The 17,967-nt window shown below is 63.9% G+C and carries 14 protein-coding genes and 2 pseudogenes; 3 read left to right on the top strand and 13 right to left on the bottom strand.

The window, feature by feature from the left end; translation table 11 throughout:
* Positions 1 to 69 precede the first annotated feature (69 nt).
* A complete protein-coding gene (locus VJV41_RS06765) occupies positions 70 to 2,514 on the top strand; it encodes a CocE/NonD family hydrolase (RefSeq protein ID WP_325332402.1) in 2,445 nt (814 codons plus the stop codon).
* Here VJV41_RS06765 and VJV41_RS06760 read toward each other — a convergent pair.
* The 4 genes from VJV41_RS06760 to VJV41_RS06745 all read right to left on the bottom strand — a co-directional run bounded on the left by VJV41_RS06760 (position 2,511) and on the right by VJV41_RS06745 (position 5,277).
* Complete coding sequence (locus VJV41_RS06760; protein WP_325332400.1) at positions 2,511 to 3,410, bottom strand: hypothetical protein; 900 nt, start codon at positions 3,408 to 3,410, stop codon at positions 2,511 to 2,513. The genes VJV41_RS06765 and VJV41_RS06760 overlap by 4 nt on opposite strands.
* A gap of 648 nt (positions 3,411 to 4,058) precedes the next feature.
* Positions 4,059 to 4,445 (bottom strand): DUF2237 domain-containing protein, encoded by a 387-nt coding sequence (locus tag VJV41_RS06755; protein WP_325332398.1) that lies wholly within the window; start codon positions 4,443 to 4,445, stop codon positions 4,059 to 4,061.
* On the bottom strand, positions 4,388 to 5,149 hold the full coding sequence (locus VJV41_RS06750) for an NAD(P)-dependent oxidoreductase (protein ID WP_325332396.1): 762 nt from the start codon (positions 5,147 to 5,149) through the stop codon (positions 4,388 to 4,390). Before VJV41_RS06750 ends, VJV41_RS06755 begins: the two co-directional genes overlap by 58 nt.
* A complete protein-coding gene (locus tag VJV41_RS06745; RefSeq protein WP_325332394.1) occupies positions 5,095 to 5,277 on the bottom strand; it encodes a hypothetical protein in 183 nt (60 codons plus the stop codon). The genes VJV41_RS06750 and VJV41_RS06745 overlap by 55 nt, the downstream gene beginning before the upstream one ends.
* 270 nt (positions 5,278 to 5,547) lie before the next feature.
* On the opposite strand from VJV41_RS06745, the gene VJV41_RS06740 reads away from it, so the two are divergent.
* Positions 5,548 to 6,513 carry a 2-hydroxyacid dehydrogenase gene (locus tag VJV41_RS06740; RefSeq protein WP_325332392.1) on the top strand — a complete coding sequence of 322 codons (966 nt, stop codon included), beginning with the start codon at positions 5,548 to 5,550 and terminating at the stop codon, positions 6,511 to 6,513.
* Between the two features lie 58 nt (positions 6,514 to 6,571).
* On the opposite strand, the gene VJV41_RS06735 is transcribed toward VJV41_RS06740, so the two are convergent.
* The 8 genes and pseudogenes from VJV41_RS06735 to VJV41_RS06700 form a co-directional block, all read right to left on the bottom strand.
* Entirely contained in the window at positions 6,572 to 6,904 is a 333-nt protein-coding gene (locus tag VJV41_RS06735) for a hemophore-related protein (protein ID WP_325332453.1), read from the bottom strand.
* Between the two features lie 93 nt (positions 6,905 to 6,997).
* Positions 6,998 to 7,267: pseudogene (locus tag VJV41_RS06730) on the bottom strand (LysR substrate-binding domain-containing protein); the annotation flags it as partial.
* Positions 7,268 to 7,395: 128 nt separating this feature from the next.
* Positions 7,396 to 7,698: pseudogene (locus VJV41_RS06725) on the bottom strand (aldehyde dehydrogenase (NADP(+))); the annotation flags it as partial.
* Positions 7,699 to 7,842: 144 nt separating this feature from the next.
* Positions 7,843 to 8,025 (bottom strand): hypothetical protein, encoded by a 183-nt coding sequence (locus tag VJV41_RS06720; protein ID WP_325332390.1) that lies wholly within the window; start codon positions 8,023 to 8,025, stop codon positions 7,843 to 7,845.
* A gap of 4 nt (positions 8,026 to 8,029) precedes the next feature.
* Positions 8,030 to 9,466: an aspartate ammonia-lyase gene (locus VJV41_RS06715; protein WP_325332388.1), complete on the bottom strand. Its 1,437-nt coding sequence runs from the start codon at positions 9,464 to 9,466 to the stop codon at positions 8,030 to 8,032.
* Entirely contained in the window at positions 9,463 to 10,959 is a 1,497-nt protein-coding gene (locus VJV41_RS06710; RefSeq protein WP_325332386.1) for an amino acid permease, read from the bottom strand. The genes VJV41_RS06715 and VJV41_RS06710 overlap by 4 nt, the downstream gene beginning before the upstream one ends.
* Positions 10,960 to 11,093: 134 nt before the next feature.
* Positions 11,094 to 11,801 carry a FadR/GntR family transcriptional regulator gene (locus tag VJV41_RS06705; RefSeq protein ID WP_325332384.1) on the bottom strand — a complete coding sequence of 236 codons (708 nt, stop codon included), beginning with the start codon at positions 11,799 to 11,801 and terminating at the stop codon, positions 11,094 to 11,096.
* A gap of 31 nt (positions 11,802 to 11,832) precedes the next feature.
* Positions 11,833 to 12,792 (bottom strand): asparaginase, encoded by a 960-nt coding sequence (locus tag VJV41_RS06700; RefSeq protein WP_325332382.1) that lies wholly within the window; start codon positions 12,790 to 12,792, stop codon positions 11,833 to 11,835.
* 274 nt (positions 12,793 to 13,066) lie between these two features.
* Between VJV41_RS06700 and VJV41_RS06695 the strand changes: the two genes are divergently transcribed.
* Entirely contained in the window at positions 13,067 to 13,240 is a 174-nt protein-coding gene (locus VJV41_RS06695) for a hypothetical protein (RefSeq protein WP_325332380.1), read from the top strand.
* Between the two features lie 156 nt (positions 13,241 to 13,396).
* Here VJV41_RS06695 and VJV41_RS06690 read toward each other — a convergent pair whose 3' ends face one another.
* Complete coding sequence (locus VJV41_RS06690) at positions 13,397 to 17,515, bottom strand: TIR domain-containing protein (RefSeq protein ID WP_325332378.1); 4,119 nt, start codon at positions 17,513 to 17,515, stop codon at positions 13,397 to 13,399.
* Between the last annotated feature and the right edge of the window lie 452 nt (positions 17,516 to 17,967).

The raw sequence follows: 17,967 nt of genomic DNA, 5'->3' as shown, positions 1-17,967 counted from the left end.
TCGTTTCATCCTCGGGGTTTGGTCGAAGACGCGTACGGACGTCTGTCGCTCAGGGTATGAATTTCACCCATGGGCGCGGGGGCATACGTAGGCCGAATCGGCGGACTGGCTGTTGCGTTGGGCATTGGGGCGGCGGTGGTCGCCGGCCACGGCGTGGCGTGGGCCGACACCTCGGATTCGTCTGGTTCTGAGTCGGCCTCGACCAGTTCGTCGACCACAGATCCGTCGACGGGTTCAACAACAACGGCGGACTCGTCGACAAAGCCGAACGCTGAACCGTCCGCCGAGCCCAAACCCACATCCACGGCGACCGCTCCGAAAAAGCCCGAGCCCACAACGGATCCGACACCGCCCACCACGAAGAAGCGGTCAAGCGATCCCAAACCGCCGACCAGCACAGCGGATCCGGTCACCAAACCGACGAAGACGGCAAGCCCGCCCGGCGCGACGACAGTGCACTCGGACCCGACCGAATCCGCGAAGACCACCGACGAACAACCCCACGTCGTTGCGGACACCGAACCGACGGCCAGTGTGACGGTAGCGCCAACGGTTCAGACGAAGACCGTCGAGGTTCAGCAGCCTGTCGTGCCGACGGCCACCGTGCCGCAGGATCCCGTCGAGGTGGCGACCACCGCGATATCGACCGTCGTCAACGCCTTCTTGAACCCGTTCGCCGGTAATGCGCCGACGGCACCGGTGGAGTCGCCGTTGACGTGGACGATGCTCGCGGCCGCGCGGCGCGAGTCGTTCGCCACTGCGCCGAGCCTCAACAAGGCCGCAAGCGTCGTGACGAACAGTCTGACCACTGATGCGGTCGTAACGCCGGGCACGCCGACCGTTGTCGCGATCGAGCAGACGGCGCCGCTGGCGTTCCTGCAGCAGCTGCCCGTGATCGGGCCGATGTTCGTGACGCCGATCGTGGCGTTCATTCATCAAATACCGCTGATCGGCGACGTCCTGCATCCGTTCATCGGCTACCCGGTCCAGATCGGTCTGCCGGCAGGCACTCCGACACCGCGCGATGTGAAGGTCATCTCGTTCGACGGCACGCCGATCTACGTCCACTTCATGCCGGCGACGGGCCTCACCGCAGGACGGCAGGCGCCGACGATCCTCGATGGTCCGGGGTTGGGTCTGCCCGGATCGACGAACCCGGACGCCGAAGAGGACGAATTCCTGCCGAACGACATGATCGGCATCGCTTCGTTGCGGCGGGCCGGCTACAACGTCGTCACGTGGGATCCACGCGGCGAATGGAATTCGGGCGGCCAATTGGAGGTCGATTCACCGGATTTCGAGGCACGCGACGTCTCAGCAATCATCAGCTGGCTGGCGACCCAGCCCGAGGTTCTCTCCGTTGCCGGGGACCCGCGAATCGGCATGGTCGGAGCGTCGTACGGCGGCGGCATCCAATTGGTCGCTGCGGCAATCGATCCGCGGATCGACGCGATCGTGCCGACCATCGCATGGCACAGCCTGAACACCTCGCTGTACAAGAGCGAGGCGTTCAAGAGCAGCTGGGGCACCCTACTCGCGACAGCGCTGATCGCCACCGGTGCACGGGCGAATCCGCGGCTCTACCCGGCGGCGATCTGGGGCGATCTGACGGGCTTGGTATCGCCCGCCGACCAAGAGCTGTTGGACCAACGCGGCCCAGACGAATTGGTCGAAAAGATCACCGCGCCAACGCTTTTGATTCAGGGAACGGTCGACACGCTGTTCACGCTGGCGGAAGCCGACGAGAACGCGAAAATCCTCATCGCCAACGGAGTTCCGACCAAGGTGCTGTGGTTCTGCGGCGGTCACGGCGCGTGCGTGACGAGCACCAACGACGGCGTGCTGATCGAGCAGAACACGCTCGCGTGGCTGGACCGGTACGTGAAGGGCGACGAGTTGGTGCCGACCGGCCCGCAGTTCGAGTGGGTCGACCAGCACGGGCAGTACTACTCGTCGGACACATATGCCGTGCCCGAGGGTGATCCGATCGTCGCCTCGAGCAGTGGCGGCGGTGTGTTGCCGCTGTTTCCGTTGATCGGCGGCTCCGGGCCGCAGCTCCGGGTGCTCGGCCTTGGCCCGATCGGGGCATTGCTCGGGCTTCCGTCCGGCGCGCCGGCGGTCAACGCGCTGAACCTGAAGATTCCGGCCGCGACGACGACCACTTACATCGTCGGTGCGCCGCAGCTGACCCTGACCTATTCCGGCACGGGGACCAGCCGCCACGTGTACGCGCAACTCGTCGACGACACCACCGGTGTGGTGCTCGGCAACCTCGTCACGCCGGTGCCGGTGACGTTGGACGGGCAGACGCACACGGTGACGATTCCGATGGAGGAGGTCGCGCAGACATTGGCGCCGGGGGAGACGCTGACGCTGCAGCTGGTCGCCTCGGCGTTCCCGTACGAGACGATCACGTCGCTCGGAGTGCTCAATGTGTCGAGCATGCAGCTGTCGTTGCCGACCGCGGACGCCACGGCAATATCGTCAGTGGCCGAGTCCACGACCGCGGCTTAATACAGGAAGCGGTCGGCACTTTCGATCAGCGCCAGTTGTGCCTTCGCTTGCCGGTAGCCAAGGCAGATCCCGGCGGCAGTCATGATCACGATGCCGGCTACACCCGGCATCGCTGTTGCCGCCATCCCGGCCAGCGATCGCGACCGGAGGCCGTAGGTGTACCCATCGGGTGTCTGCCCACGGGCGGCTAGGCCGGCGCTTGTGGGCGGCGCTTCAGGAAGCGGCTCATTGGTTGATGCCCGGAGCAGCCCTGGCGACGGCTCACCGCTCAACGGCGGCGTCGACTTGACGAGCTCACCGTTGAGTGTTCCGCGCGGTGCGATCGACTCGCCGAGGACGACGAATGGCAACTTCAAGGCTGGCAGTTCGTGGCGGTGGGAATGGTTCGCACCGGCCTCGCCGGACGTGGCGTCCACGGTGTCAGGGCCGACGGGCGAGCTGGGGACGTCAGGGGGCAGGTCCACGGGAGGGGGCGCCTCAAGGGCCGGCGCCACGGTCTCGGGGAGCGGGGCGATCTCGATGGGAGCCGGCGCTTCGGGAGTCGGCGTATTGATGGTCTTGCCATGGTGGTTGTCCGCGCACGACTCCTTGTCGACCGGCTTTTTCTGCGTGGCTTCCTCGGTGTCCACTTTCGGGGCCGACTCCGTTGCGGCGACGCTGTTGGTCTGGGCACCTTCGGTCGGGTGGCCGGTCTTGGCGTTCTCGTCGCTGGTCTTGATTTCGTTCGTGCGGGGGGAAGGGGCGGAGTTGGCGTCCGACGCGGTGGCGTTGGTGTTGGTGTTCTGGCTTCCTGCCGAATCGGGGGTGTCGGCGGCGGCGACGGCGGCGTTCGCGGCCGCCAGGAGCAACGCCGCCGCGATCGCGCACGCTGCCATATGCGTGTCTGCCCGACCCATCGCGCCTCACCAACGCCAGCGTGGCGCTGCTCGCCAGCAGCCACGGTGTCGTGACATTGTGGCATGTCATAGGTCGTGAGTACTGCTCATCTCGAGAATCTCGGCCGCGAGGTGCCTTGTGTCGCAGCGTATTTGGCGGGCAGTCGAGAAGCGTCAAAGGTGCCCCGGCAACGTTATCGATTAGCAATCACAAGCGCTGCGGGCAAAGACGCCGATGCGCATCCCATCGGAACCGCGGCCGTCGTGTCGAGCGTCGCCGCGTTGTAGGCAATGGCGTCGATTCGGCGGGACATGCAGCACGCATGGGCATGCCGCACCCGCCTTCGAGGGTCGCATCGCGGAATCCGACGGCATGTAGTACTTGCGTGCGACTGGTTGACACCGCAAAATGTAATGACGCGACGGAAAATTTCTCTGGCTACTTGACTAGGGCGAGAAAACGCCGCAGATATTGTGCTAAAAATGTGATCTTCTGCGGATATCGCAAATCCCTCTGGCGACGTGCTCACGCCCCTGCGGTCCGTGTGCCGAGCCCCGACCGTCGACGGAACCGCGTCGGTTGTTGTGCTCATTTATGCGCGACAACTCAGCGACTGCGTCAGACCTGGGTCGGGTTGTCGCTCGGCTGTCGCGCCGAGGCGGGCAAATTCATAAGTCGCCCAGATCGTCGGGCACGTCGACGGCGTTTTCCCGTAACGCATCCATGGGCACGACGTCGAGCGTCGATGCATGAGTCGAGGCAAGCACTACCGGAGCGGCGCAGCCGTCCTGATAGGCCAAGAGCCAGTTCGCGGCCGTGACGCACCAACGATCTCCTGGCATCAGGCCGGGGAAGCGGTATTCAGGTCGCGGCGTGGACAGGTCGTTTCCGATCGAGCGCTGGTGTTGCAGAAACTCGGCGGTCACGACGGCGCAGATGGTGTGCCGCCCGAGATCTTCGGCCCCGGTTGTACAGCAGCCGTCGCGATAGAAGCCGGTCAGCGGTTCGGTACCGCATGGTTCCAGCTGTCCTCCGAGCACGTTGCGATCGGGCATGGACTCAGTATGCCCAGCGTTCTAGCGGGCCACGACATTTCGCAGCGGTTCGCCCCGCTGCAGCCGCCCGATGTTGGCCGCGATGTCGTCGACGCGGCCCGGATCGCGCCGGCCGATAGCGCCTCGTATAAAGCCCGCTGCTGCACCAGCCGACCACGGCCGACGTTGATCACCACCCGGTCCGCGCCCAGCGCGCGCAACTGGGCGGTTCCGATCATGCCCTCGGTGTGCTCGTTCAGCGGCGCCGACACCACGGCGACGTCGCACTCGTCCATCAGCCGGTCGAGCTCGCCGGTGTCACCGGCCCACGACAGGCCACAGTCCGCGACGCGACCAGAACCCGTCACCGTCGCGCCAGTACAACCGAAGGCGCGGAACATGTTCCACGCACGGCGGCCGATATGCCCGAAGTCGATGCGCGCTTCAGTCAACGTGCTGGGTTGCGGAATCGAAGCGTCGTATAACGACGTCGCCCACACGCAGTGCCGTAGCTGCCGATCCTGTGCCAGGAAGTCGCGGCGAAGCATCACGGCCGCCGCGACCGCATTCTCGGCGATGGACCTTTCGTGATGAAATGTATTGGCGACCAACATGTCCGGCGGGACCGCCCTGAAGTCCACCTTGTCGGTGCCGGCCGCGGCTACCTGGATCAGCCGCAGTCTCTCGGCGGCCTGCGCCATCTCTGCGGTGAACCAGCTGCCCACATACAGTCGGTATCGCGCAGTTCGTCCAGCGGCGTGCCGGCCACATACCAGTGCACTTGACCGCCCACCGCCGCTTCGAGCCACTCGCGGCGCGGCACCAGGTTCGGATCGGCGACGACGATCTTCATCGCTGCAGCGCAGGACGTTTACTGTCGAACGTCCAGCCAGGAATCAGGTACTGCACGTTGAGGACGTCGTCGAAAAAGCGTCAACCCGGGCGAAAGGCGCAAATCGGGGTCGGAGCCGCCGTTGTGGCGGTGTTCCGTGCACTCGAAAAACCCAGTGTGATCTGCACTTTCACGGTGGACGGATCGGCCGCGATACCGTGCCGCGGCTCTCGATTGAGCTAATTCGGGGTTGGACGGGTATTCGCAGGTCGCCGTACGGTGGAAATCATCATGAGCACCCATAGTCGACGCGTGCTGCAGGTTGGACCGTTGAAGCCGTCGTTGGCGCAGAGGCTTCACGACGACTACGCGGCGTATGTACTGCCGGATGAACCGGCCGAGTTCCTGGCGGCGCACGGTGACGAGATCACGGCGGCGGTGACCTCTGGGCGCACGGGTGTAGATGCCGAGCTGATGTCAGCACTGCCGAATCTGGGCGCGGTGGTGAACTTCGGGGTGGGTTACGACACCACGGACGTCGACGCCGCGGCCGCAAGAGGTGTTCTTGTGAGCAACACGCCCGACGTGTTGACGGACTGTGTGGCGGACACCGCGGTCGGGTTGACGATCGATGTGATGCGGCAGTTCTCGGCGGCCGACCGGTATGTGCGGGCGGGCCGGTGGCCGGTGGAAGGCAACTATCCGCTGACGCGCCAGGTGAGCAACACGCGGGTGGGGATCATCGGGCTGGGGCGGATCGGAAGCGCAATTGCTTTGCGGCTCAGTGCGTTCGGATGTGTGATCTCGTATCACAACCGGCATGTGGTCGAAGGTTCGCCGTACTCGTATGTGGGGTCACCGGTGGAGTTGGCGCGGGGCGTCGATGTCTTGATCGTGGCAGCGGCGGGCGGCTCCGGAACTCAGGGACTGGTCAGCCGTTCGGTGATCGAGGCGCTGGGTGCGGGGGGTTACTTGGTGAACATCGCGCGGGGGAGCGTCGTGGATGAGGAGGCGCTGGTTTGGGCGCTGACTTCGGGCAGGCTGGCAGGGGCGGGCCTCGACGTGTTCGCGGACGAGCCGAATGTGCCCGAGGCGTTGTTGGCGATGGACAACGTCGTGGTGCTGCCGCACGTGGCAAGCGGCACCGAGCAGACGCGCGCGGCGATGGAGGAACTGACGCTGCGCAACCTGGACAGCTTCCTTGAGTCTGGTCGGCTGGTGACGCCGGTGCCGATGCCGGCGGCCGCGTCGGGCTAAGTGCGTTCGTGGGTCGTCAACAAATGCTGACGGCACAAAGTCGCTGAGGCAGCGCGCCCTAGAAGTTATTGCAGGTGTTGGCTACTGCCAGGATCACCGGCGTGTATTGCTGAACCGCCGGGATGGCCTGCGCCTGCGCCACCATCGTCTTGCGCTGCTCCGGCGGCGCGGCGATCAGCGCCTGCAGCCAACCAGTGGCAGCCGGGGTCTGCGAAAGCTGCTGAGCAAGACCGGAATCTTGTGCGTTCAGCGCGGCCACCACCTGCGGATAACTGCAGGTCGAGTTGATGATCGGGCTCACGTCGGGTCCTGCGGAAGCGATCCCGGCTCCAGCAGTCAGCGACAACGCCAGACCGCCGGACGCGACAATCAGTTTCGTCGTCGACAGCATTATTTGTTCACCTTCCAACATGTAGCCGGTCAAAATAACGGTAGCACTTCTGCCGACAATGCATTTTGCCTTTCCCCAGTCGGCGTAATTGCTCTAGCCTACAAAATCTTCAACCAAATCGTCGGTTGTCCATTCCCGCTGCGGCAGAACGTCTCTGAGCAGCCGCAGCAGCGCTGGATTCGAACTGTCCCCTCGCCACACCGCATCGAGCTCCACCGGCCGTTCCCGGAACGCCCCGATGGACCGGAAAACCGCACCGTCGGGATGCAGCGTCGCAGCCGACGCCGGCACCAATGCGATACCGAGGCCCGAGCGCACCAGCACCAACATCGTGTGGACCTGCGTCACGTATTGCACAATCGCGGTGCCGCACCCGCGATTGTGAACGTACTGATCAACAGCTCGTTGAAATACCGCGCATGCAGCGGCGAATACATGATGACGTCCTGGCGATCGAGATCGTTGAGCGTCAACTGCCGACCGAGGCTCACTGAGGCGGTGTCGCCGCCGGCGACGGAGAAGGCCAGCGGGAAATTGCTAGCGCCGAAGACGGCGACGGGACCCAGCGGAATGGAGCGTTGGCGAATATCTGGGCGAGGCAATGGAGTTCGGTCGGGAAGCATGGGGTCGATGCGTGCACCATTCCAGCTGCCCTCGCGGAGAACGCCGGCGAACATGCGCAGCTGGCCGGTGGACGGATCGAAGGCGTGGATCGGTTTGCCGGCCCCTGGGACGGGCGAGCCCGCGATGAACATTTGTCCCGTCAGAAGAAGGTCGGACATGGTGGTGGTCATGATTTCCTAGGCCGTCGATGGTCGGTGGTCTGCGATCAACGCCAGGGACGGTATAGATGCTTGTCCAAGACCTATCTGGGCATCAGTGATGCACAGATTGGATCAATGAGCTCCTAGTCCTGACCGGGCGATGTCGCCCTCAGGTCAGGACAGGTCGCGGAACGCGAGCGCGAATCCACCGACGGCGATTACCGCGGCGACCGCGTACCCCAGGATCGACCACCAGCCGATGTGCAGGTAGGCGGTAACGGCCACGATCGCCATCGCGAGAAAGACCATGACCATTCCGTATAGCGGCGGTCTGGCGGCGTATCGGTTGCGTGTCATTTGATCACCTCTCTGCGAAAGCTTGTGGGCTGGCGACTGGCTGGGGTTCGGTCGAGAGGTTGGCGAGGCGTTCCGGAGCCAGGATATGCCGAAGCTGCTCCGCGGAAACGTAACCACGCTCGAGAACGATGTCGGCGACGCTGCGGTCGCTGGCCAACGCCTCGCGGGCGATATCGGAGGCGGTGGCATAGCCGAGGTATGGGTTGAGCGCCGTGGCAAGACCGATCGAGTCGTGCACGTGCGCGGCCATGGTGTCGACATTCGGGGTGATCCCCTGTACGCAGCGAGTGGCCAGCGTGCGGCAGGCTGCGGTGAGCTGTCCGACGCTGTCGAACAGCGAACGCGCGATGATCGGTTCGAATGCGTTGAGCTGCAACTGGCCCGCCTCGGCGGCCATGGTGATCGTCAGATCGTTGCCGATCACCGCGTAGCAGACCTGCGTGACAACTTCGGGTATGACGGGATTGACCTTGCCCGGCATAATGCTCGAACCCGCCTGTACCGCAGGCAGATTGATCTCGTGCAGGCCGGCCCGTGGACCCGAGGACAGCAGCCGAAGATCGTTGCAGATCTTCGACAGCTTGATCGCGATCCGTTTGAGCACACCCGAGACGTGTACGAACGCGCCGGGGTCCTGCGTCGCCTCGATGAGATTGGCCGCGGTAACCAACGGGCGCCCCGTGATGGCGCGTAGATGCTCGCACACTGCGTCGACATATCCCGGCGGGGCATTGAGCCGGGTGCCGATCGCGGTGGCACCCATGTTGATTTCGTGCAGCAGAGCGGTCGATTCGGCCAGCCGTTGGCGGTCCTCGTCGATCGTGACTGCGTAGCCGCGCATCTCCTGGCCCAGTGTCATGGGCACAGCGTCCTGCAGTTGCGTCCGTCCAATCTTGATGATCCGGTCGAACGCGGTCGCCTTCTCGTCAAAGGCCGAAATCAATTGGGCCATCGCCGCGTCGAGGCCGTCGCAGGAGGTGATCGTCGCGAGGCACAACGCTGTCGGATAGACGTCGTTGGTGGACTGGCCCATGTTCACGTGATCGGCGGGATGAAGGTGCTGGTACTCGCCGATCTCGTGGCCCATGATCTGCAACGCTCGGTTGCAGATCACCTCGTTGGCGTTCATGTTGGTCGACGTTCCCGCCCCACCCTGGATGACATCGACGACGAACTGGTCCGCGAGCTGACCCTGTCGAATCTCCTTGCATGCCGCCTCGATTGCCTCCGCTTGCGCGGTGGTGAGCAGTCCGAGATCGGCGTTGGCCCGCGCGGCGGCTTGTTTCACCGCCGCCAGCGCCGCGACCAGATGGTCGTACCGTCCGATGGTGGTACCCGTGATCGGGAAATTCTCCACCGCGCGGGCGGTGTGTACTCCCCAATATACCTGCGCAGGAATCTCTTTCGCGCCGAGCAGGTCGTGTTCTATCCGGGTGCTCACGGTTCGGGATTCATCGGCGGGTTGGCGATGACGGGGAATTCGCCGGTGTAGCCGATGCGCTCCTGGGCCACGGCCAGCACGCGGCCCCGCACCAGGTACCAGCCGCCGATCAAGGCCGGGATCACGACGACAAGCGTGCCGATGGTCCAGGTGCCGATCGGTGCGTCGAACGCCATCAGCACCAGCACCGCCGCCAGGAACGCCAGGGTGAGATATCCACTGTAGGGAGTGAGCGGCATCCGGAAACGCGGGCGCTTCATGACCCCGGCATTGCTCATCTTGAAGAGCCTCAGTTGGCAGAGCACGATCGTGCCCCACGAGGCGATGATTCCCAGCGCCGCCATGTTCAGCACGATCTCGAACGCCTCGCCCGGCACGAAGGCGTTGAGCGCGACGCCAAACAGGCAGATCAAGCAGGTCAGCAGGATCCCGCCGTACGGCACACCTTGCTTCGACATCCGTGCGGTGAATTTCGGGCCGCTGCCGTTCATCGCCATCGAGCGCAGGATGCGACCGGTCGAATACAGTCCGGCGTTCAGGCTGGAGAAGGCGGCGGTAAGGACCACGATGTTCATCAGGTCGCCGGCGCCGCTAAAACCGATCTTGGAGAAGAACGTGACGAACGGGCTCTCGCCGGCCTTGTAGGCGGTGTAGGGCAGCAGCAGCGCCAGCAGCGCGACCGACCCGACGTAGAAGATCGCGATGCGGGCGACGACGGAGTTGATCGCGCGGGGCATGATCTTCTCCGGATCCGCCGTCTCGCCTGCGGCGGTGCCCACCAATTCGACTGCGGCATAAGCGAACACCACACCAGAGGTGACGATCAGCAGTGGAAGCGCGCCGGTGGGGAACAGCCCGCCGTGCTGCACCCAGATGCTCAGCCCGGTGCTCTGGCCCTCGATCTTGTAGCGCCCGGCGAGGAAGATCGTTCCGGCGACCAGGAACGTCATCAGTGCGAGCACCTTGATCAACGCGGCCCAGAACTCCATCTCGCCGAACCATTTGACCGAGATCATGTTCACCGAAAGCACCAACACCAATGCGATCAGCGCAAGGGTCCACTGGGGGACCACGTTGAATGCCTTCCAGTAGTGGAAGTACGTGGCGATCGCGGTGGTGTCGACGATCGAGGTCATCGCCCAGTTGAGGAAGTACATCCATCCGACGACGAAAGCGGCCTTCTCTCCGAAGAATTCGCGCGCGTATGAGACGAACGACCCCGACGACGGCCGGTGCAGCACCAGCTCGCCCAGGGCTCGCAGGATCAGGAACACAAAGATTCCGCAGACGCCGTAGACGAGGAACAGGCCGGGCCCAGCCGAATGGAGCCGGCCGCCGGCGCCGAGGAACAGGCCGGTCCCGATCGCTCCGCCGATGGCGATCATCTGCAGCTGCCGGGGTTTGAGGCCCTTGTGATAGCCCTCGTCTTCGCGGGTGAGATTGGCGGCTTTTTGGCGTGGGGTGGGTTCGGAGGTGCCGGGCAGCGTTGCCATCGAGTTCCTCTCGTCGTTACGGAGCGGACTGGCTGCCAGGCTGTCAGACAGCTAGTCAGCTGAGTGTGGCACGCGTCACTTTTCGCGTCAAGGCTGAGTATCGAACTTCGAGCCGGGATCCGCGAGTCGAAGCGTCAGGCGGAGGTCGTGCCTGCGAGTTTGGCGACGGCCTCTTCGACCTTGTCGAGGTGTTGACGCATGCTGTCGCTGGCATCGGCGAAGTCACCCGACGCGATGGCCCCGAGAATCTTGCGGTGTTCGACGTTGGACGACGCTCGTCGCTGGGCGATGGTCGCGTTGAGGATGCGGGATTGCTGCCCGAGGGCGTCGCGGATGGCGGCCACGACCGTCGCGAAGACTTCGTTGCCTGACGCCTGGGCGATGCCGAGGTGGAATTGGGTGTCGAGCTCGACCCACCGTGCCGGATCGGTTTCGGCCTGCATCTCGTCGTTGATGCGGGTCAGGTTGGCCAGTTGCGTGTCGGTGCGGCGGCGGGCAGCCCAGCCGGCGGCGGGCACCTCGATGTACGGCCGGGCCTCGACGAGGTCGCGGGCAGAGAACTTGCCGTAATGCGGCGCCGCGGGGCGAGAGGAGACGACGACGGTGCCCGAGCCGGTCTTCGTCGACGTCATCCCCAGGGTCTGGCAGGACCGTAGCGCTTCGCGGATGACCGACCGACTGACGCCGTAGCGTTCGGCGAGGGTGGCCTCGGGTGGCAGCTTGGCGCCGATCGGCAGATCGCCGCTCTCGATGGCTGAGCACAGATCTTCGAAGACCGATTCCGCGGCGTTGCGCCGCACGATCCTGACTGAGCGATCTGTCCAGCTACCAGGCAGGTTCACGTCTCCACAGTGCGCGTGGCTTCTGTAGCTGTCAACCAGGCGCGCACTGGGCCTTGGCGGCGAGGCCGACGACGTCGGCGAAGGCTGCGGCGATGCTCGAGTGGTCGGCGCCTGTGCCGAGGAGTGCGGCCAGCAGAATGCGTGCCTGGGCGGCGCGCAGCCACGGCGAGGCGATTGCGCCGGCGGCGATCAGGTCGTGGCCGCCGCCGGTGCCGCCGTAAATCGGCTCTATGACGCCGTCGGGGACACGGCTGGTCACTGCCACTGCAATGTCGCTGGCGATGCAATCGCGAACGGCGGCAAGGGTATTCGGGTTGGCGTTGCCGGACCCCATCGCGTCCAGCACGATGCCGCGTGCGCCAGCGGTCACGCTCGCGTCGATGTGGGTGCGGTCGGCGCCGGGGTATAGCGCGACGATGTCGACGCGAAGCTCGGCGATGCCTGGATGCCACGGCAACGTTGCGCGTTTGCGATCGCTGGCGGGGAGGTAGTGCTCGTAGGCGGCGAGCCGGGTGGTGTGGCCCTTGCGGGTGCCGCGGGCGGGAAGCACCTCATCGCCAAAGGCGATGAGGACGCCGCGGTGGTGGGCGTCGGCGCGGCGGGCGGTCGCGATCGCGGTCCTGATGTTGTGGGGTCCGTCGGGGTCGGGATGGTCGGCGGGCCGCTGGGCGCCGGTGAGCACGACGGGACGGGGATCGTCGTGGAACAGGTCGAGGAGCATGGCGGTCTCCTCGAGGGTGTCGGTGCCGTGGAGAACGACGACGCCGTCGACGTCGGGATCGTCGAGCGCTTCGGTGACGGCGTCGCGAATCGTGACCATCCGTTGCAGCGACATGGTGGAGGAGTCGATGGCCATGACTTCGCGGACAAGTACCGACGGCTCGGCGAGAGGTTCGATGGCTTTGAGCCCATCGGGGGTCGGGGCGATGCGATTGCGGTCGGAGCGGCCGCTGGCGATCGTGCCACCGGTGGTCAGCACAACGACCGTCATCGTGCCTCCCCTCAGTGACTCGTACGGCCGTTATACCACAATTAGTCAGGCTGTCTGACAGATTTTCTCGAGGGGCGACTACCGCTGCGTCAAAGTCGCGAGCCAGTGTGGCTACTACGGCAAGAGGCCGGACACTCCACCTGGTCGATGTGGCGTGGGTGTGCGCGACGCCTTTTTGTCTGCCGGCAGTCGGATGGTCATGACGCCGCGCGTTCCGTGCACGGTAGTGGGGAGGACCGCGGCGGTAGGCGGAGCGGCATGTGGCGTCCCGCTGATGGTTGTGGTCGTCGGCGTGACCGTAGCCGTCACCGTGGTCGGGGTTCCGGTTACCGTCGGCGTGATGACGGTCGTCGTGGCAATCGCTGTTGTTGGGATTCCCGTAATAGTGGCACCGGTCGGCGTGCTCGTCACAGTGGTGAAGCATGACGGCGGTTGTGGTGTGAAGTAACACGGGTCGGTCGGTGAAACCGGGTCTGTCGGTTGAGCGAGCGCGACGGTGCCGCTCGTCAGTGCAACCACGGCGGCGGTAGCACCCACCAGTGCCAAATTTTTGTGAATATTCCGTTTTCTCACGATGTGCTCCCTCCCCGTCCGGAGCGGCAATTCAGGCGTCGGCTACAGGTCGCGGATTCTTGCAGAGATCACTGATTATCTTGCTGCAGATGACATCTGCTAACTTGGCCGGCGTCAGCCACAGATGAAGATTTCCGTCTCCGCTACCCGAGAGGATGCGTCCGTCATTCGGGCTGAAGGCGACGCTGAATACCCAGTTTTTGTGACCTTCGAGAGGTGTGCCGATGGGCTGGGGGGTACCTGTCGAGATATCCCACAGCCGCACTTTGCCGTCGTCGCCCCCTGTCGCGATCCACGGCTGATGATGCGCGAAAGCCACGCTCAATAGGGGATTCTGGGCGATACTCATTGGGGCACTCTGCTGCTGGCGCGAATTGATATCCCACAAGCTTAGGGTCCCGTCACGACCACCGGAGGCGACCTGGTGGCCATCGGGGCTGAACGCCACGCTATAGATGGACTCAGCGTGGGCATCCATCGCACGACCGTTTTCTGACAATGGCCGCACATTCCACAGCTGTACGAGGCTGGTTTTGGTTCCCTTGCTGTCATCCCCTGAGCCAGTTACCAATTGGCTGCCGTCATCGCTGAAAGCCACGCTCCACACCTGGTACGGCAGCTCACCGTCGGTGCCGGTCTTATGGGCGACCCTCGCACCAACGGGCTCAAGGGTCTTGGCGTCCCACAACCGCACGACCCCGTCCATGCCGCCGGCAGCAATCAACGATGCCCTCGGACTGAACGCGACGCTCAGGATCCGCGGAGTCGGCAGCGCGTCTAGGCCGGCGGGGGCGTCACGGCGCAGCTTTTGCGGTTGCCGCTGCGGGTTGCCTACATCCCAGAGAAGGACTGAACCGTCCATCGCGCCGGTGACGATTCTGTCGTCGCCGCTGAATGCCAGGGCGTTGATCCCGACTTGCCGGGGTGCACCTGGGACTGGGCCGAGCTGTCCACGATATGCGGCGGTATCGCTATCCCACAGCTTGACGGTGCCGTCCGCGCCGCCTGATGCCATCATTCGACCGTCTGGGCTGAATGCGACTGCCTTGATGGCACTTTGGTTCGTTGGCGTGGGCAATCCCGTAACGACGTCCCACACGCGTATGGAGCCGTCCCAGCCGCCAGACACGATGCGAGTACCGTCGAGCACAGCCACCGCCGAGACGCGGCCGTGGTGGCCGATTAACGGATCACCAATTGCCGCATTGCCGTTCGCATCCCAGACGCGCACCGTGTTGTCCCAGCCACCGGTGATGAAGCGACTACCGTCTGGGCTGAAGGCGACTGTTTGCACAGCGTTGACGTGAGCCGGTATCGGCGGTGCGGTGGGCTGCAATGTGCGCCCGTCTAGTGTCTGGATATGGCCGTCGCCGAGGCCAATTTGTAACCGATCGCCCAAGGGGTCGTACGCGACACTCGTCACAGGCCACAAGTTGGGCACCGGCCAGATGATTTCTTTGCCGTTTGGGATATCCCACAGATGCACGGTGCCGTCGTTACGGCCAGATGCCAGCAGGTCGGCGGAAGGGTTGAAGGCCAGGGCCATTACTGCGTCGCGACCCTGGTTCGCAGAAGGCCTGTTAGTCACCTCTAGGCCCGTTTCGCGATCCCATACATGCACTACGCCGTCAGCACCGCCCGTACCGACCAATCGACCGCTACCGTTGAATGCCACGCTGGAGACGCTGGTTTGATGCTGTAACGGGTCGCCAGCGCGGTCGAAGCTTGTGGCATCCCAAACTTGAACTACTTTGTCGCCGTTGCTTGTAGCGATCCATCGCCCGTCCCGGCTAAATGCAGTCGACACCGGGCCGGCGGTCGAGCCGACGTTCAACTGCGCGACGGTTGAACCACTCTTGGTGTCCCACACTCGAACCGCGTTGTCGTCACTACCGGATACGACACGGCTGCCGTCAGGGCTTGCCGCAAGACTGCGCACCGGCATCACCCGGCCGTCGGCTGCCAGGGGGTTCTCCATGATCTTGAGTTCGTCGCGTCGAGTGTTGGCCACGGCCTCGGCCGTCGTCGGGCCCATCGCATCCGCGGCAATTAGTTCTTGCAGCGCTTTGACGTCACCTCCTGCTCGGCTTCCTTTCAATATCTGTTCGGCATCAGATACCAGTTGCCAGGCTGTGTTCTGTTGTTCGCGCAACCGGGTTTCCCTCTTGGAGGAGAACACGTTGATCGTCTGGATTCCGAGTACCAGCGCAACGACCAGTGCTGCTGCCACCAGACCCCAGAACGCAGCTTTCCGGCGTCTCGCCATCGCCTTAGAGGCTTTTACAAATGGTCGTATCGGCGCGAGGTGTTCACGGAAGTCGGGTCGGTTCAGCAGACGCTCGGCGACAGCGAGACGTTGGCGCCGTAACAGATATTCCTTGTCCTTGTTCTTCTCTTGCCACTCGGCGGCGTTCTGCCGTAGCGAGTCGGCCATCTTGAGGTCGGCGCGCTCCTCCTCGAGCCAGTCCCCGAGCTCTTTCCATTGCCGTACCAGGCTTTCGAGCGCAATCTCCACTACGTCGCCGCCTTCGCGACTGTCCCGCATCAGTAGTCGCCTGTCCACGAACTCCTGCAGTAGATCACTCGCGTCTTCGGGCAGGTCGGCGACCTTGGCAACACGTCGTACCGGGACGTCGCTGTCGCGGTTGAACGTCGCGAGCCACGGAACGAAAGCTGGTCGGAGCCGAGCGAGCCTGTCCTCCCGTTTCTTCGGGTCGTGGGACAGGATGGTGTCGACTTCCGTTTGTACAACGTTGAGCATTCCACCCATGCGCTCGTATTCCTCGAGCAGCAGGTCGCCGTCGCTGCCGTACTCCTTGTGGAGCCGCGCCAGGGTCAGAGCCAAGAGCGGAAGAGTGTCGGCGCCCTCAGTGCAATCTTCGAGCAGTTGGTTGACAAGCGCCGGATCGATCTCAAGCTTGTTTCCGCCTTCTGTGCCGCGGCGGGCTGGCCCGACGATGACCTCTCGGAACTGTCCTTGCGGCATCGGCTTAAGGTCATCGAACACAACGCTTTTCGCTTCGGCGAGCTGTTTTGCGGTCTGCAGCGCCTGGTGCCGGTCGGTACGGATCGTGATGGCGAAGATCAACGATAGTTTTTGCGCGAAGCCGGCTCGTGAGTGCTGGTCGATCATGTCGAGGAAACGCGGAGCTTCCTGAACGGCGTCATCGGAGAAGAGCTCTTCTGCTTGGTCGACCGGTATCACGAGAGTCGGAAGTTCTGGCTCGTCAGGGTCGTCTTTAGGGCCGGGGCGCGCCGCAGCAACTTGAATCTCACGCAACAGATCGCATACGCGGTCAGCGTCATTCAGACATGCGTCGTTGATGTCTGCCAGCAGCGGCTCCCGCAGGCCGAATCGCTTCCGGGTTGCGTGGATCGCCTCGGCCAGCCCGTTCTTCCCAGTCAGCACATGGGTTTCCGGCCGGACCACTCCGTCGAGTACCACAAAGTCGCGATCCGTGCGGCGTAGCCGGGGCAGTAAGCCCGCGCGCAAGAACGACGACTTTCCGGCGCCTGACGGCCCGAGGATGACAAATAGCGAGTCCTCGGGTGACTTCCGCATTCCCCGGAGTTTGTCCATCGCCCGAAGTAACTCCGCGTCCCGACCGAAGTACACCGCGGCATCGACTTCTTCCAACGGCTCCCAGCCGCGGTACGGTGCGCGGTCGGGTTCGTCAGGAGGCGGCCACACGAATGAGTCCGCGCCGATCCCCTTCTTGATGATCTCCTCTTTCAGCCTCTGCAGGCCTTCTGTGGGAAAGGCGATCGGCGGTCCGCCGTCATCGAGGGGGACTTTGGTTTGTTCGCCTTTTCCGAACAGGTCGACGCGTTGCCAGGCCCTTGTCTTCTCATCGGCGACCGAGGGTTCTAGTCGAACACAGAAGATTCGCTTGTTGAGATATTCCGCAGTGCTGAATTCGGCTATGCATTCAGGACGTTCCGCCCAGGCCTTTGACGTCATGCATACGACGGCTTCACAGTTCTTCATCGCCTGGCCCAGCTGACTTCTCCACGTCAGACCGGGACGCAACTTTTCGGCGTCGAGGAAGATCTCGTTGGCCAGCGGTGGGTCCTGCTGTACCAGCCAATCCTTCAGGGCTTTGGCCTCGCGGAGCTCGATACTGGCGTGACTAATGAAGATTCGGTACATGGCAGTTCCAATTCAGGCGGCGGGCCGCCACGTCACCGCTGGTAATCCGATAGCTCACGACGACCCCCTTGTGTCGGATGACGGGAGTGTAGGTAGGGCTGTCGAACCGCAGACAGAGTAGTGAACTACCTGTATCCGGCTATTGCTGCGACGTAATCTCGCTTCGGTGCTCCGCGCGGGCTCTTTGCTGTCGCGTGAGGCCGCCGTCCTCGCCTGTCGCGAGAGGTGCGTTGACCAGCCACTCGGGACTCAGGTGACGGGGGAGACGGTCCGCCCTGCTAGCGGGTGCTGCCGGTATCGAGTAGCTGACTACTCTATTGCGCCGCGTCTTGGAGCGAGAACATGAGTTTCATGTCCTGCCGTGGCGGCTCCGAGGGAAGGCCTGGACTCAGAGAAAGGGAGCAGAATGACCACAGCAATCCTGGAACGCGCTGAAGCCGAGCATATTCATC

The organism is Mycobacterium sp., assembly GCF_035274705.1.
Taxonomy (GTDB): Bacteria; Actinomycetota; Actinomycetes; order Mycobacteriales; family Mycobacteriaceae; genus Mycobacterium.
Note: the sequence above shows the minus strand (reverse complement) of the source record. Positions and strands in the feature narration are given on the sequence as shown.